The organism is Pseudoclavibacter sp. VKM Ac-2867, assembly GCF_015351275.1.
GTDB lineage: Bacteria > Actinomycetota > Actinomycetes > Actinomycetales > Microbacteriaceae > Pseudoclavibacter.
Genome location: NZ_JADKSL010000010.1, coordinates 109,535 through 123,202, shown reverse-complemented (window position 1 = coordinate 123,202; position 13,668 = coordinate 109,535). Strand labels below are relative to the sequence as shown.

Annotated in this window: 10 protein-coding genes; 6 read left to right on the top strand and 4 right to left on the bottom strand. The window is 63.8% G+C overall.

What is annotated here, in order from left to right; all coding sequences use genetic code 11:
- Nucleotides 1-173 precede the first annotated feature (173 nt).
- Nucleotides 174-1,190, top strand: a complete 1,017-nt coding sequence (locus ITJ67_RS11675; RefSeq protein ID WP_194677719.1) for a hypothetical protein — start codon at nt 174-176, stop codon at nt 1,188-1,190.
- A 643-nt stretch (nt 1,191-1,833) separates the two neighbouring features.
- Here ITJ67_RS11675 and ITJ67_RS11670 read toward each other — a convergent pair.
- Complete coding sequence (locus ITJ67_RS11670; RefSeq protein ID WP_194677718.1) at nt 1,834-2,535, bottom strand: sugar isomerase domain-containing protein; 702 nt, start codon at nt 2,533-2,535, stop codon at nt 1,834-1,836.
- The gene (locus ITJ67_RS11665; RefSeq protein ID WP_194677717.1) at nt 2,526-4,379 is read right to left on the bottom strand and encodes a PTS transporter subunit IIC; all 1,854 of its coding nucleotides are present in this window, start codon (nt 4,377-4,379) and stop codon (nt 2,526-2,528) included. Before ITJ67_RS11665 ends, ITJ67_RS11670 begins: the two co-directional genes overlap by 10 nt.
- Nucleotides 4,380-4,523: 144 nt before the next feature.
- On the opposite strand from ITJ67_RS11665, the gene ITJ67_RS11660 reads away from it, so the two are divergent.
- The 3 genes from ITJ67_RS11660 to ITJ67_RS11650 all read left to right on the top strand — a co-directional run bounded on the left by ITJ67_RS11660 (nt 4,524) and on the right by ITJ67_RS11650 (nt 7,553).
- Nucleotides 4,524-5,285, top strand: coding sequence for a GntR family transcriptional regulator (locus ITJ67_RS11660; protein ID WP_194677716.1), 762 nt, complete (start codon nt 4,524-4,526; stop codon nt 5,283-5,285).
- A 160-nt stretch (nt 5,286-5,445) separates the two neighbouring features.
- Nucleotides 5,446-6,147 carry a hypothetical protein gene (locus ITJ67_RS11655; RefSeq protein WP_194677715.1) on the top strand — a complete coding sequence of 234 codons (702 nt, stop codon included), beginning with the start codon at nt 5,446-5,448 and terminating at the stop codon, nt 6,145-6,147.
- On the top strand, nt 6,144-7,553 hold the full coding sequence (locus ITJ67_RS11650; RefSeq protein WP_194677714.1) for a hypothetical protein: 1,410 nt from the start codon (nt 6,144-6,146) through the stop codon (nt 7,551-7,553). Before ITJ67_RS11655 ends, ITJ67_RS11650 begins: the two co-directional genes overlap by 4 nt.
- Before the next feature lie 678 nt (nt 7,554-8,231).
- Here the strand turns inward: ITJ67_RS11650 and ITJ67_RS11645 are convergent.
- A complete protein-coding gene (locus ITJ67_RS11645; protein ID WP_194677713.1) occupies nt 8,232-8,804 on the bottom strand; it encodes a hypothetical protein in 573 nt (190 codons plus the stop codon).
- A gap of 136 nt (nt 8,805-8,940) precedes the next feature.
- On the opposite strand from ITJ67_RS11645, the gene ITJ67_RS11640 reads away from it, so the two are divergent.
- Complete coding sequence (locus tag ITJ67_RS11640; protein WP_194677712.1) at nt 8,941-9,459, top strand: hypothetical protein; 519 nt, start codon at nt 8,941-8,943, stop codon at nt 9,457-9,459.
- A gap of 149 nt (nt 9,460-9,608) precedes the next feature.
- On the top strand, nt 9,609-12,767 hold the full coding sequence (locus ITJ67_RS11635) for a hypothetical protein (protein ID WP_194677711.1): 3,159 nt from the start codon (nt 9,609-9,611) through the stop codon (nt 12,765-12,767).
- Nucleotides 12,768-13,073: 306 nt separating this feature from the next.
- On the opposite strand, the gene ITJ67_RS11630 is transcribed toward ITJ67_RS11635, so the two are convergent.
- Nucleotides 13,074-13,568, bottom strand: a complete 495-nt coding sequence (locus tag ITJ67_RS11630; protein ID WP_194677710.1) for a hypothetical protein — start codon at nt 13,566-13,568, stop codon at nt 13,074-13,076.
- Nucleotides 13,569-13,668 lie beyond the last annotated feature (100 nt).

The window sequence follows — 13,668 nt, the reverse complement described above, 5'->3', positions numbered from 1 at the left end:
CGGTTGCGTCCGTCCCGCCGATACTACACACGAGATTATCGATTGCAAGCAACATGTAATCATGATGCTTAGACACAAGTTTACATGCGGCAGGAACGCATGTACTCTCACCCCTACCGGGCACCAGGGCTCGGGGCCGACCGTGCCGGAACAGAGGCGCAGCGAGGAGCGACATGGACGACTACACGCAGGGAGCCGCGCGGGAGCGGATCTTCGAAACCATCACCCTGATCTTGGAGAGGGGCCTGACCTTCGCTCGGAATTTCGTCTTCAACACGAGCGAGACACTCGACGCCGAGGCTTTCGAACCTTCCCGGCTCCCCTCGGACCAACAGAACCGGTTGCTGAGGTCATTCAACCGTCACTGGAACATAACGGGCTTCACCGAGGATGAGCTTGACCGCCACCCAGGGCTGGAACCCATCGAGGCGGATATCGAGACGCACGCCGTCATCGTCGCCATCGTGCGGTCGATGATGCCGCACGCCGTCGTCGGTGGAGAAGAGGCCTCGGATGCCGATTGGGCTGTCGTGGACGCGGCCCCGCTCGGCACGATCATCTACAGCGTCGATGCCATCGACGGCTCACTGCCATACGACTCGATGACCTTCGGTTTCAGTGTCAACGTCAGCGTCCACGTCCGGCGAGAGAGTGGCGACGAGCTCCTCGCCGTTGGCATCGCGAACTCGTCGGGGTACATCGCCATCTGGGACACCGTGGGCGTGCACGCTGGCACCGTCGGCGACGTCCTCCAGATCATTGCGGAACCGCTCGTTGCTGACGACATCCGTGCCGAAACTGTGGCAGCCGTGGCCGCGCAGGGCAAGGACCGGTCGCTAGCAGATGAGCTCCTCAACGACCTCGACCTGATCCTGTCAACCCTCGGGGGTGCCCCAGTGTCCTTGGGGTTGGTAGTCGGCAGGCTCGGCGCCATTGTCTCGTTCAAGCCACAGGCGATCCACGATGCGGTCTACCTGCCGATCCTCACAAGCCTCGGCATAACCATCGTTACGTCAGACGGTCGATTGATCGATAGCGGTTCAGTCGGGGCGTACTTCACGAAGGTCGGCCGAGACGAGAACGGGGTTATCCTCCGCCCAGTCCCGGCTTTCGTCGCCGCGCGCAACCCAATAACCGCGCACCGATTGCGGGAGAAGCTATTCGGACCCCTGCCTGAGAGCGACCGGTAGCCACCCATCCCACCACCGGCCCCAGCACGTCGCGTTCCGCGTCGATGTGCTGGAGACGTTGGTGTGAGCTTCCGCGGCCGCTGTTCTGGCTCTCTCGCGAGATGTCGCTCCATCGTTTCGTGCGGGGAGCGACGTCTGTGCATCGGTGTTGACTACGGGGCAGCTCTCCATTTCCGGCTCCGATATCGCTACTGCCACGGTCGAGAACGTCCTTATTGCACGTCGGATGTGCAGGACTTGGGGTGTCAGTCGGAGCGCCGACGGAGATGGCCGCGGTGGCGCCCGTCGAAGGCTTTATCGCCTCCTGGAACGATTGCCACCGCGCGTGAACGTCACCACTGGGTCGCGGGCGTGCGGCAAGGTACGCCTGGCTGTTGAGGGTGAGAGAGGCTCAGTCGTGCTGGTGGGGAGCTTCGTTGACCCGGACGTCCTCACGAGCGGGCTGTGTCCCTGGCGGTGTTCCGGCTCACACGCATCATCCGCGCGGGGTCTCATGCGAGGTGTAGATCGGCGATGTGAGCTTTCCCGCAGCGATGTGTCACTGGCAAGGCCATCGAGGGCAGGTGTCACTACCGCAGCTCACTCGTCGCATGTGGGTCCAGGTGTGGTCCGGTAGGCCTGGAATTACCGGACCACAGCTCGTTTACAACGCGGGAACGCGTGCCTGGAACCTAGTGACGAGGTCTGTGTTGTGCGTGTCGTTGCCGTCTACGTTCGCGCTTCGCCAGAGGGGGAGATCTGCGTCAAGGTCGTAGACCTTGCGCAGCACTGTCGTCCACAGTGCGGTGTTTGCGATGCTCGATACAGGGGAGGTCACCGGCGAGTTTGTCGGCCAGCTCACGTCGCCCGGAGGGACGGCCGTGTCGACGACGATATCGGCGAGCGATGCAACGGTGCAGGTGGATCGACGTGGAGCTGATCGAGTGGCCTGGAGTGAGGTGAATGCGATGACTGTGGCCCCCCTGTCTTTCGCAACCTCCGCAATCTCGACGGGGTACGGATTCACGCCGCTGTTCGAGAAGATGACGACGGTGTCCTCGACGGCCAGGTCCGCTTTCTCGGCGACGTCACGACCAAGGCCCGGTCGCCGTTCCGCGCTAGTTGCCGATCGTGCTCCGAAGAAGGGGAGCACCTCGGGGTGCCAGAGTGGGCTGACGAAAGCCAAACCACCAGCCCGGAAGAAGGTCTCGAGGACAGCGGCCAGCGAATGGCCAGCGCCGGCCGGTCGCACGAGCCCGCCGCTTCGACCGGTCCGAGCGATGGCTCGCGCCGCGGCTGACGTCGACCTGTCGTTCTCGGTGAGAACCTGGTCGATGAATGTTGCGATGTCCGTGGTCACAGCCATCCCTTTCCTTGCAGGCCGACGCTGAGCCGTTCTTTGATGTGCTCCACGTTGACGAAGTGGTCGATCTGCACCGCGACCGGTGCAATGCTGGCGATTTCCTCGAGGTACGTCTGCTGTGCGATGACGACGTCGGGGGATTGGGACCTCGCCGATCCCAGGTCGGTATACGTGACGTTCGCTTCCACTCCCAGTTGATCAAGCGCCTTCTTCGCGGTTGTACTGAGCATCAGGCTTGTCCCCATGCCCGCTCCGCACACCGCGAGCACTTGGAGAACAGCAGGACGCGCGGACCCCGCGGAGGCTAGGTGCTCAGTGATCCCCGAAGGCGAACCAGCCTGTCCGGCCGGCACGAGTTCCTCTGCGCGTCGTGAGCGCTGAGTCGCAGATTCGGGGCGGCTGGTGCTCGTGTTCGGCGTCTCGTCTGCGCCTACCTGCTCAGTGAGAGCTGGTCGCTTGGTGCGCTTTTGGCGAGAGGACAGTGATGCCAACGTGAGCATGGTGAGGAACAGGACGGATACCGAGATGATGATGGCACCCCAAGCTCCGAGCGGTGCGAGCAAGGCGCCGAGGCCGAGCAGCGCCCAGCCGACGACGAACCAGTCTGCGTCGGCGAGGGTCGCGAGCTCGGGTGCTGTCCCCGACCACAGGCCCCAGCCGATCCATTGCCCGAACGCAAGCACCACGCCATTGATGACACCGCCGAACACGGCGCCTCGCCAACCGGCAGCCGCGTTGCCGAAAACGCCTCCAGCTCCTCCGCCGAAGAACAGCATGATCATCGGCGGGACGAGCACAAACCAGCCGAGACCTGCGAAGACCGCCATGAGGACCAGGAAGACTGCCACTGACGTCAGGAATCCGATCATCACAGCAGTGGGGGCCTTGGTGAAGGTAACGGGGAGATCGAGGGCGGGTTTTGAGCCAGGGAGGACTCTATTGGAAAGCCCTTGGAACGCGGGAACGATCTCCGCGAGGAACATTCGCACGCCGAAGAGCAGAATCGCGATTCCTGCCGCAAACCTGAGGCCTTGCAGGAGCGCCCAGACCCATGGCAGCAGCGTCGCTCCGGCCATCTGCTCCTCCACCACGTCTGTCGCAGCGAAGAGGATCGCGATCAGGAGGATGCTCCCGGTAACGAAGGCGGTCGAGACGTTGATGTCCTTGAAGAAAGACAGCATCCGCGGCAGCTTGAGGTTCTCCGAGTTGTGCGCCACCGGGTCTCCCAGGCGCAGGGCTCTCGCACCGTAGCCCGCAGCGAGTGCGATCGTGGAGTCGGTGTGCGCCAGTCCCACTTGGTCGTCGCCCATGACTCGTCTCATGAGGGGACCGATGGCGATGGGCTGCAGTACCCAGTAGGAGCCAGCAATCAGTGAACCTGCGCCGGCGAGTATCCATCGATTGACGTCCCCGAACATCTCCACCAAGCTTGCGGCGATCACCACACTCATCCAGTACATGAGGTGGCCGGTGAGATACACGTAGCGCGCAGCCGGGAACACTCGCACGAGTGCAAGGTGGACGATGAAGCCACCCGCAATGATCAGCGGGATGACGGAGCCGGCTCCCGTATTGAACTCTGCGAGCGTGGACTCGGCTGTCGGTGGTTCGAGCCCCATGGCGCTTGACACGATCGCCTGGAAGCTGGTGAGTCCGCCGGCAAAGATCTCGACCCCCAGGTTGAGAACCATGACGCCGATGGTGGCGCGAATGCCACCTGCAACCACTTCCTCGAAGGGCTTGCGCTGCAGGGCCAGGCCCACGATCGCGATGATGCCGATGAGCACGGCGACCTGGTTGAACAGGTTGTTCGTGATCACCTCGATGATGCTGACAAAGACTTCCACGGTGCTCTCCAAGCGTCACGGGACGGGGTGCTGTAGACCAATCACGTATTGGTATAGTCCAATTTTGAACGAGGCGCAAGCCTCTGCTTGCCGCTCGTCGCCGAGTTCCGCCGTACCTTGGGGTCGGGGTGCGAGGATTGCAGTGTGACGACACCGAAGTATCAGAAGCTGGCGGACGCCCTGCGTGAGCGGATCTTCGCCTCCCCGGTTGGCGCTGCGATTGAGAGCGAGCGTCAGCTTGCGGACGAAGCTGGGATATCCCGAATGACCGCTCGGCGTGCGATCGATGAGCTCGTGCGCGAGGGGCTGCTCGTGCGCGAGGTCGGCAGGGGTACGTTTGTGGCCCGCCCCGTCGTCAGTGTCCCTTTGCAGTTGACGAGCTTCTCCGAGGACATGCGTGCGCGCGGGCACCTCCCCACGAGTCGCGTTCTCCAGGCCACACACCTCGAGGCGACCGAGGAGCTCGCGGCGGTGTTCTGCGTGTCACCTGGGGAGGATCTCCTGCTCCTTTCGCGTCTTCGTCTCGCTGACGGGGTGCCACTTGCGATCGAGCGGACCCACCTCAGGGCCCGTGATACGCCCGCACTGTTGGAGCGCGATTTCGCCGAGGCTTCGCTGTATCAAGTGCTCGCGGATGAGTACGGTATTCGCTTCGAGGCTGGCCGGCAGATCATTCGCGCGGGGATCGTCCTGGCTGAGGACGCGACCTTGCTGCAAATCGATCCTGGATCGCCGGTGCTGGAACTCCTGCGGACGACCATCTCCGACGGCTCGGTGATCGAATGGACAATTTCGACCTACCCGGCCTCTCGCTTCGAGCTGTCCGCCCAGATCGCGCCCGCGACCGCCCCCGCAGACGGTGCACTCAGCGCGCTGAGCGTTCGCCCGAACAGGCCAACAGGCTAGGCGTCAAATTCGGTCTTGACACGGTTTCAACCGTCACCTCTACTGGTACATACCAATTTTCCAGTGTGTTCTAGGAGGTAACTTCGTGCCTGCCCAAGATGGATCCACCGCCCACGCCACTCCCCACCCTTGGCCCCAGATGTCCAGGAGACGGCGAAAAATGCTGCCGTTCATCGGGGCCCTCGCGTTATCGTTTCTCATCGCGTCAGCTCCTGCTGCGAATGCGTCAGTGCTGTGGACTGGCGACCCCACTGACGGGACGAGCGCTTTCGGCAACATCGAGTGCGAGGCGCCCGGAGTCCTCGACGTCGAGGCGGATGCGTTCCGTTTCCAGAAATCAGTTGGCACGTACCGCTGCGAAGCGCGGGGTGTCAGCGTCGACGACCAGCGCGTGGTCTTCGCCGCGAATCAGACCTACTGGCTCGGTTGGACACAAGCGTTCGAGCTCGTGCCTGACTCGACTCAGGGCGACTGGGTTCCCTGGCAATGGAAGTCGTATCCGAACGCCGATCAGAACTACCCGCTGTTGATGCGTGTTCAGGATGGCCAGATCAAGCTCACCTATGTCGCGCCCGGTGGCGCTTGGTCGACGATCTGGTCCACGCCAGTTGAGGCATTCACTCCGAACGCTGTCGCGATCGGAATCCACACGTCCTCGCAAGCATCGGCAGGCTGGTTCGAGCTCTACTATAACGGCCAGCAGCAGACGTTCCTCGATGGCTCCAGCCGCTACCACGGGCGCACGTGGGACTCGGCAAATGAACCCAAGTGGGGAGCGTATGACCGCGACAACACGAGCTTCCAGATCGCCAATCGCGTGAGCAACCTCAGTATCGGAACCACGAAAGAGGACGTCCTGTGAAGACTGCTCGAACCGCAACGGTCAGGTGGGCGATCGGCCCACTCGCAACCTTGATCGCCGGCACCACGCTGTTCGCAGTTCCACCCGGCGCGGCACACACAAGCGAGGAGCAGGGTTCGAATCTCGAGGGTTGGGAGCTTGTCGCTGAAGAGGACTTCTCGGACGATTTCAGCACAGAGGGTGCCGGTTGGGTCCTCGATGAAAACGGGGTCGACGACACGTGGACGATCGATGACCTCGACGATGACGGGCAGGCCTGGCAGACGATCAGTGATCCGTACTTCAGCGAGGCTCTCGAAACGTTCCAGGTCTACCGGAAGCAAGTCCAACTCGGAGCCGATGGGTGGCTCACCGCCGAACTCGCCTCTGTCGATGCTGACCTCGATGGGGTTCCGGACTCAGAACCCTCATTCTCGACGGGACCAGCCGGCAGCGGTGAACAAGGATTGATCTTGGAGGAACCGCAATGGAACTCGGGCGCTGTGATTCGTCCTACCGAGGAACTTCCGGAAGAGTACCGAATCGAGGTCACGCTGAGGTCCCTCGACTTTGGTGGCAAGAGTGGTGGCAGTTTCCTGGACGGTGACAAGTACAACGGGTACGACGCCAACCGGGACTGCATGACTGGATATCCGTGGACGTTCAAGGGTGCACTCGCTGATAAGACTCGATGCGAGTACGGCAACGTGATCAACGAGAACGGCTTCTATTACCTCGCCATCCTCGACCACGCCAACCCCGCGCCACACGGAAATCCTGGGATTCACCACCGTCGAAAGGTCATCATGGACGGCTACTACGCTGACGTCGTCGGACAGTACGGCGACTACGCGACCTGCAACCCCGCAACCGGTGAGCCTTTCAGCTCGGCGGACTCCAATTATGTCGGCCTCAATGCTGTCTTCATCCGCGGCGACCGCTTCATGAAGGGGCAGAACTACATCGGCAACGAGTACCAGTTTGAGACGGCATGCGGGTCAGCAAACAGCATTGATCGATTTGGCCCGAACAACGAATACTCCCGAATCCTCACGTCTGCCGAGCTGCAACCAGAGTTCCTCCCCGATCAGAGCTACACCTTTGCAGTCGAGCGCAGCGATGACTCGTACACCATCGAGTACAGCGGACCGTTTCGCCACATCGGTCAAGCAACCTTCCGGTACACCCGAGACTTCGTCGAAGACGGGATCCCGATCTGGCACTACAACCAAGAGCCAGACGAGTACTGTGGCGAGTTCAACCAAGACCTCACTCTCACAGGAGCGAGTGGAACCTACACGCTCGAGGATGTCTGGCCTGCCGGGTCCGCGTACCCCGATTCCTTCATCATCGGCGACCCACATCTGAACTACTACGAAGGGTCGGCGACGATCGACGACATCCGCCTCTACGTGCCCGAGGACTGACCCTGTGAGGAATTAGCGAGCGGGACCTCCTGAACCCGGGACGATCCCCTCTCCAATCATCCGTAGTCTCTCGGCTCGCGGACCGCTTCAGCGGTCCGCGAGCCCTCTTCTACCTTCACGGCCAGCGCCCACCGGTCATGGGGCAGCGACAGCGATACCTGCGTTCAAGGGGCCCAGGGATGGAGCGAAGCCAATGTGCGCCCGGTCATTCATCTCGGCGCGCACCGGCAGATTTGAGCGCGCAAGGCCGTTCCATTGACACAGCACGAAGAGTGAACTGGACTTCGTTGCTTCGCAACGCTCACTCCAGAGCTTGATACCTGCGTTGGATGAGCCGCAAACCGCACTAAGTCGAGACGTCGGTCGTTGGTGCTCCTTCCTCCCGGGTCTGCGCCCCAAGCGCTCCCGCACCGTCACACCCACGTCAGACGAACCGCCACGAAACGGTTCGCGATTTCAAGTGCTTTGCCGGCACGAGCAGAGCTGGTCGTGCTTCGTTGCAGTGGACCCGTCGCGAACCCAGGCACTCAGATCAAGGCGCTCCAACATCGACGGGGCGCACGAGCGACAACGCCTTCGATCAGTAACCACCGGCCCCAGCACGTCGCGTTCCGCATCGATGTGCTGGGGCCGGTGGTGTTTCCGCAGCTGCAACGGTCGGGGACGTACCTGGCCCAACTAGGCAGCTCGCCGTGGTCGTTTCACGATGATGCGTTTCGGGTCGAGTGCTCGTGGTCCTCGCCATTCCGGGCACAGATACTCGAGCATGGCGACGGTTCGTTCATCGAGATCCTGGCGCCCGTTCAGGCGAGTTCCCCTGATCCGGGTTCGGAATTCGCTGAGCGCGTTGCCGGCGATCTCTTCTTCGCGAGTGCCGTCCGGACGGAACAGGCGGGGGAGCCTGATGTGCGCTTGCAGGTATCCGAGGATCGCGAGGAGTCGCTCCTCGTCGGTGTCGGGGGCGTCGAGTTCTCCCGATTCACGTCGCTCCCACTGCTGCGGATGGTCGGTCATGAGCATGTGGACCAGCCACGACTGCTCCTCCGTCAGGGTTCTCGACTGGACACGCCGCTTCGCGATCACGGAGCGGAGCCACTGTCCGAGGTGGCACTCTTCGGGCGAGAATCCCGGAGCGATCCTCTGCCGCGGAAGCCCACCGCGGGTGTACGCGAACCCCTGAGCTTTCAGAAGGTGCGCTTCGAAGGATTCGGTGCATCCGCGCTTCGCGTCGGGGCAGTGATTGATCGTCATGCCGGATATATGCGGGCGTGCGGTCTTGAGGCCTCCCATACCGCAGCAGATGCGGAACGACGCGTCTCTCCACGTGGGGAGCGTGTTCAGAACTCTCCGCGCGGGAAATGTCGGTGGCCGCGCTTACCTTCCTGGCATGACCAACATTCGCACGCTCATGCGCCGCCACGAGTTCGACCTCAGAAGGTTCCGCGGCCAACTCCGCGCGTCTGATTCGTCCGACTGGCTCGAGTCAGATGCGCCGGTGTCCCAGGAGACCGCCCCGAAACTGCCTGCCTTGGGGCCGGTTCGCTCGATGACAAACCCGCACGCCAACCTGACGATCGTCGGCCAGGTCACCAGCCAAGCCGCGCACTGCCACGATCCGGAACTGGACGGCTTCGTCGTGACCATCTCCGTGGCGGCACACCATCGACTCCTGGGGACCCGGCTCCCGATCGACGAGGGCGACGCCGCAGTGTGGGTCCGGGCGGCACTCGGCGACGAATGGTCACCGCACGTGTTCACGGCTGGTGCGCTCAGCACGACCACAGACTCGGCGGACACCGAGCGCATCCAGCTGACGACGCGGTTCTACTACGTCTTCCTCGGCAGCGACCGGAAGCCGCAGAGCGCACCCCAGTCGATGACTGTGCCACTCACCGCACTCGCCTGACTGAGTAGGTGCGGGCCCGCCGCGGGCCGAGCACGCCCGGTGGGGGCCCGCGCATATGCTGGCGCGGAACGCGACCGGCGAGGTGTCGAGTCTGCTGATGAAGCCGCCGCGGATCGCTCGTGCCGCGCTCACCGACGGAAGGCCAACGCATGTCCCTGACCGAGCACCTCAAGGATCTGCGTTCACCCCTACGCATTTACCTGGAGCATGTTGCGCCTGAGCTCGGCGAAGTCGAGGAATTCGAGGCTGTGGAGCGGCTTCGTGCCGACGCTTGGGGACTCACCCGCCTCCTGGAGACGCGGACGGTATCGCCGAAGCTCCCGCAGGTGGACGGCCCCCGTGCCGGCACAGCCATCGATCTGCGCATGCGGATGGCACTCGGCGACTTCGACCTGCTGCGGTCAACTGCGCTGGCCGGAGCGGCCGCGCTTCCCGGTCTCGCCCCGGCCGTCACGAACGGGCAGCACCGAGCCGCCGTGCTGCAGGGATCGTTCGAGGTCGCCGAACGCCTCCTCTCGGCACCGTCGGATGAGGAGGACCTCGACCTAGCTGCGCTACTGCTCGCGCAGTGCGAGCAGATCTATCGCGGCGGCACAGGAGTTCTCGCCGGCTCGATCGGGAAGGCCTGTGACCAAGTACAGGACGGCGAGGAACTCGCGGCGCGCCTGGACCCCCTCGCGATCGCGGACATCCGGTCGATGATGCTGGCGAACGAGCAGCCGCTGGCACGGTGGCAACAGGTCATTGCCGACGGCGGCAAATACGTACCTGGTCCGAATTTCGCCGGTGCTCGGCTTGTCGGTGGCGCCGATGGCGACTGGATCGTCAATGGGACGCTGTACGACTGCAAGGCCTACTCGACGCTGAGGTCATCCGACCTCCGCGAGTTCCTCCTCCAGCTCCTCGCCTACGTGCTGCTCGACCTGGACGACGAGCACCGCATTAGAGAGGTCGGGCTGTGGCTCCCGCGCCAGGCAATGACACAGACCTGGCCGGTTGCACGCCTCATCGACGGCGATCCAGAGGTGCTCCTACCGGAACTGCGCAGAGGACTCGCGGAGGCCGTTCGCCGCGACCGCAGCGAGCGGGACTACGACAAGCCGAGCGAAGCCCGACTCAAGATCGTGGTCGCCGAGAATCCTCTGACACGCCCAGCACCGCTCGACTACCTCGCTGATGACGACAGCGAACGTGTGCGCCGTCGGATCGCGCGCAACACCAGCACTGACCCGATTACCCTGCGTCGACTCAGCGCGGACCGGCACTGGACCGTCCGGGAGGGAGTGGCGCTGAACCCCGAAACAGCCTCCGACATCATTGCCGTGCTGCGCGAGGATCGGAGCCGCCTAGTCCGGGAAGCGGCAGAACGACATCCACGAGCGCCTCGGGTGCAGATCGAGAAGCGACCGAGAGGGGTGATGAGCTCGACCCGGGAGGCCAGCCAGGGCGTGGCGGTCCCCGAGACGGTCGTCGCAGAGTCCGCCCTGGACACCCGCAGGACGCTCGCTGAACTTGCTGAACTTCAGCTGAGGCGTCCGGAGATGGGACCGTCACATTGGGTCCACCAGGTTCTCTGGCTCCTGACGTCTCCGAACGCAAGCGTCTTCGAGGGCGGGCTGCTCCCAATCGAGACGATGCGGTGGGAGTGGAAGCGCGGGCGCGCGAATCGTGTGCCGGAGTGGCTCCAGCGTGGCGTTCCGCAAGAGGTCCTCGACGAGTTCTTCAGCCCGGAACAGCCGAGCTGGCTCCGCCGGATCGCCGCACGGTGGAAGTCCGTCGAGGACCACAAAGAATGCCTGGCACTCTTCGGCGACCCCGACCCAGGAGTTCGCGTGGACGCACTGAAGCGCTCCCGCCCACATGACCACGCGGCTCTCCACCCCATCCTGGAGGACCTCGTCGCCTCGTACGACGCGCGTCTGCTCTTCGGTGGACGCGAGGCAGCCGCCGACGTGCTCGAGTTGGCGATCAGCCACGCGGCGACTCCCGTGGAAGCCCTGATGGAACTCGCTGAGGGGGCGACCAGGGCCAGGCGGCAGCAGCTCGCTGTGCATCCGCGACTGAGCGACGACTTCCGCACGGAGCTCGGCCGGAAACTTCTCACGAGCCGCCGCCGCGACGACCGGGTCTTCTTCGCAGAATCACCTCACACGCCCGAACCGATCCTCCGCGACCTGGCCGCTGTGGCCAGTTCCGAAGTCCGAACCGCGCTCGCCTGCAACCCGTCCGCTCCCGCAACCGTCCTGGACGCTCTGAGCGGGTCAACGGACGCGTTCCTGAAGCTCGCATGCCTGGAAAACGCTAACCTACCCCTCGTTCGCGGTGTCGAGGTCGCGGAGGAACTCCTGAGCCTCCGACTGCACGAGCTTTCCTTCCAGGTCCTCGTACTGCTGCAACGGCGCCCCGAGCTCTCACCGCATCGCGCCATCGTCGCCGCGGCCCTGAACGTCGTGTCGAAACGGCAGTCGTCGGACGCAGACGGGCCATGGCTAGCTTCCGAGCACCCATGCACGAGCGAGGAAACCCTGACCCGGCTCGCACGCCACTCGCGCGAGGACGTGCGCGCCCAGGTGGCGAAGCATCCGCAAACTCCGGTCGACATCGTCGAGACGCTGGGCAAGGACTCTCAGGAGGTAGTCCGAGCGTCCGCAGCAGCATCGGGACGGAACTCACTAGTGTCGCTCCACCGCCTGGCCCAGGATCCCCATTGGGCAGTCAGGGCAGCGACCGCGAGCGACACCCGGCTGTCGGACGATGCCCTACGTGCACTCACGCGGGATGACCACTACGCCGTTCGACTCGCTGCGACGCGGAACCCAGCTACCCCGGAAACGCCACCCGCGAGCGACTCGAACGAACTCGAGACAGCGCCTGGAGTTGGAAGCCGTGAACTCGAGGGCCCAGACCAACAACGACGGCTGATCGCGCTGGCAGCTAGCCCCAAAGCGCAAGACCGCCAGGAGGCGGGATACGACGACGAAGCGAGCTTGGGAATTCTCACAGCTCTCGCCGGGGACCCGCGGAGCTACAAGGTTCGTTGCGTCGCCGCCGGGAACCCGAACATGAGCATGGCCCTCCTTCGCTTGCTCGCTGAGGACGACCGCCAGGAAGTCCGCCAGGCGGTCGCTCTCAACCCTGCTGCTTCCACCGACGTTCTCCTTGGACTCGCCTCGCAGGACGCAGACTTCGCACTGCTTGTCGTCTTCAACCCAGATGTACCAACGGACGTGCTCGATGTGCTGGCGGCGGACCACGACAAGCTCATTCGATTCGTCGCAGGTGAGGCGCTCCGAGCCCGTCGACCCTGAAGGGATTTCGCCGTCGCCCCTGACACAAAGCTCGACGTCAACGACACAGATCAGCGCAGGTGTCCGCGAGAACCTCGAACAGGGCGTGGAGTTGACCGGACTCGAACTTGCTCTCACTCGTCTGCTGCCTGTGGGTTGGCCCTCCGGCCTCAGTGAAGTTCTTCGTGCTCCCGCGGCGCGAACACTCAAAGCGCTGAAGGCCCGTAGTCGGCGATCTCGTTCGGTACCTGGTAGCGGCCTCCGCCTGCGTTCAACCTAGAGGCCAGTTCAGTTTTGTTGAATACGCGTCTAGATTGAACCGGCCGACTATCCGCGCCTCGCTCGGTGCGGCTCGATCGCGATAACCGGAGCCGCCGGCGCTTCCAGTTCCTGCTGCTCGAACGCCTCGTCGATGCTGATGCCGATGCGGTCCGCGAGGTCCTGCACGATGAGCTTGGTGAAGATCTCGTCACCATCGGATTCGCCGGGCGTGCGGGGGACCAGGAGGTAGCGGCCGCCGGGGCCCACGAGGTCGTTGAGGATGTCATGCACGGCCGCGTCGAGGTAGGTCGGCGGGAGTTCCCGGCGGGCCGGTGCTGGCCGGTCGATGGGGATCGTCGCGAGCGGCATAGCCGGGTGACGCGCAGGGACGGCGTCCACGAAGTTGACGTACGCCGGGTGCTGCGGCGACGCGGGGCTCTCGGTCCAGAACGAGTCCTCGGCAACGTCGTCATCGACGGGCGCGGGCATCGGTGGGCGCGCGAACACCTCGACGGTGTGGGGTGCGTCGATGGTCGTGGTGCGACGGCGGAAGGGCCACATGGTTGGGGGTCCTCTGATTCGGCGGTGTCTGGTCACCCCTTCTATGCGGGCACGCCGAAGGCCCCAACGATCTGTGCCGTTGGGGCCTTCGAAGCGGAGC

What these genes read in the sequence shown, in the direction of transcription:
- ITJ67_RS11635 (WP_194677711.1), top strand. Translation starts at nt 9,609, where the DNA reads ATGTCCCTGACCGAGCACCTCAAGGATCTGCGTTCACCCCTACGCATT.
- ITJ67_RS11670 (WP_194677718.1), bottom strand. Translation starts at nt 2,535, where the DNA reads ATGGCTGTGACCACGGACATCGCAACATTCATCGACCAGGTTCTCACC.
- ITJ67_RS11630 (WP_194677710.1), bottom strand. Translation starts at nt 13,568, where the DNA reads ATGTGGCCCTTCCGCCGTCGCACCACGACCATCGACGCACCCCACACC.
- ITJ67_RS11640 (WP_194677712.1), top strand. Translation starts at nt 8,941, where the DNA reads ATGACCAACATTCGCACGCTCATGCGCCGCCACGAGTTCGACCTCAGA.
- ITJ67_RS11675 (WP_194677719.1), top strand. Translation starts at nt 174, where the DNA reads ATGGACGACTACACGCAGGGAGCCGCGCGGGAGCGGATCTTCGAAACC.
- ITJ67_RS11655 (WP_194677715.1), top strand. Translation starts at nt 5,446, where the DNA reads ATGCTGCCGTTCATCGGGGCCCTCGCGTTATCGTTTCTCATCGCGTCA.
- ITJ67_RS11645 (WP_194677713.1), bottom strand. Translation starts at nt 8,804, where the DNA reads ATGACGATCAATCACTGCCCCGACGCGAAGCGCGGATGCACCGAATCC.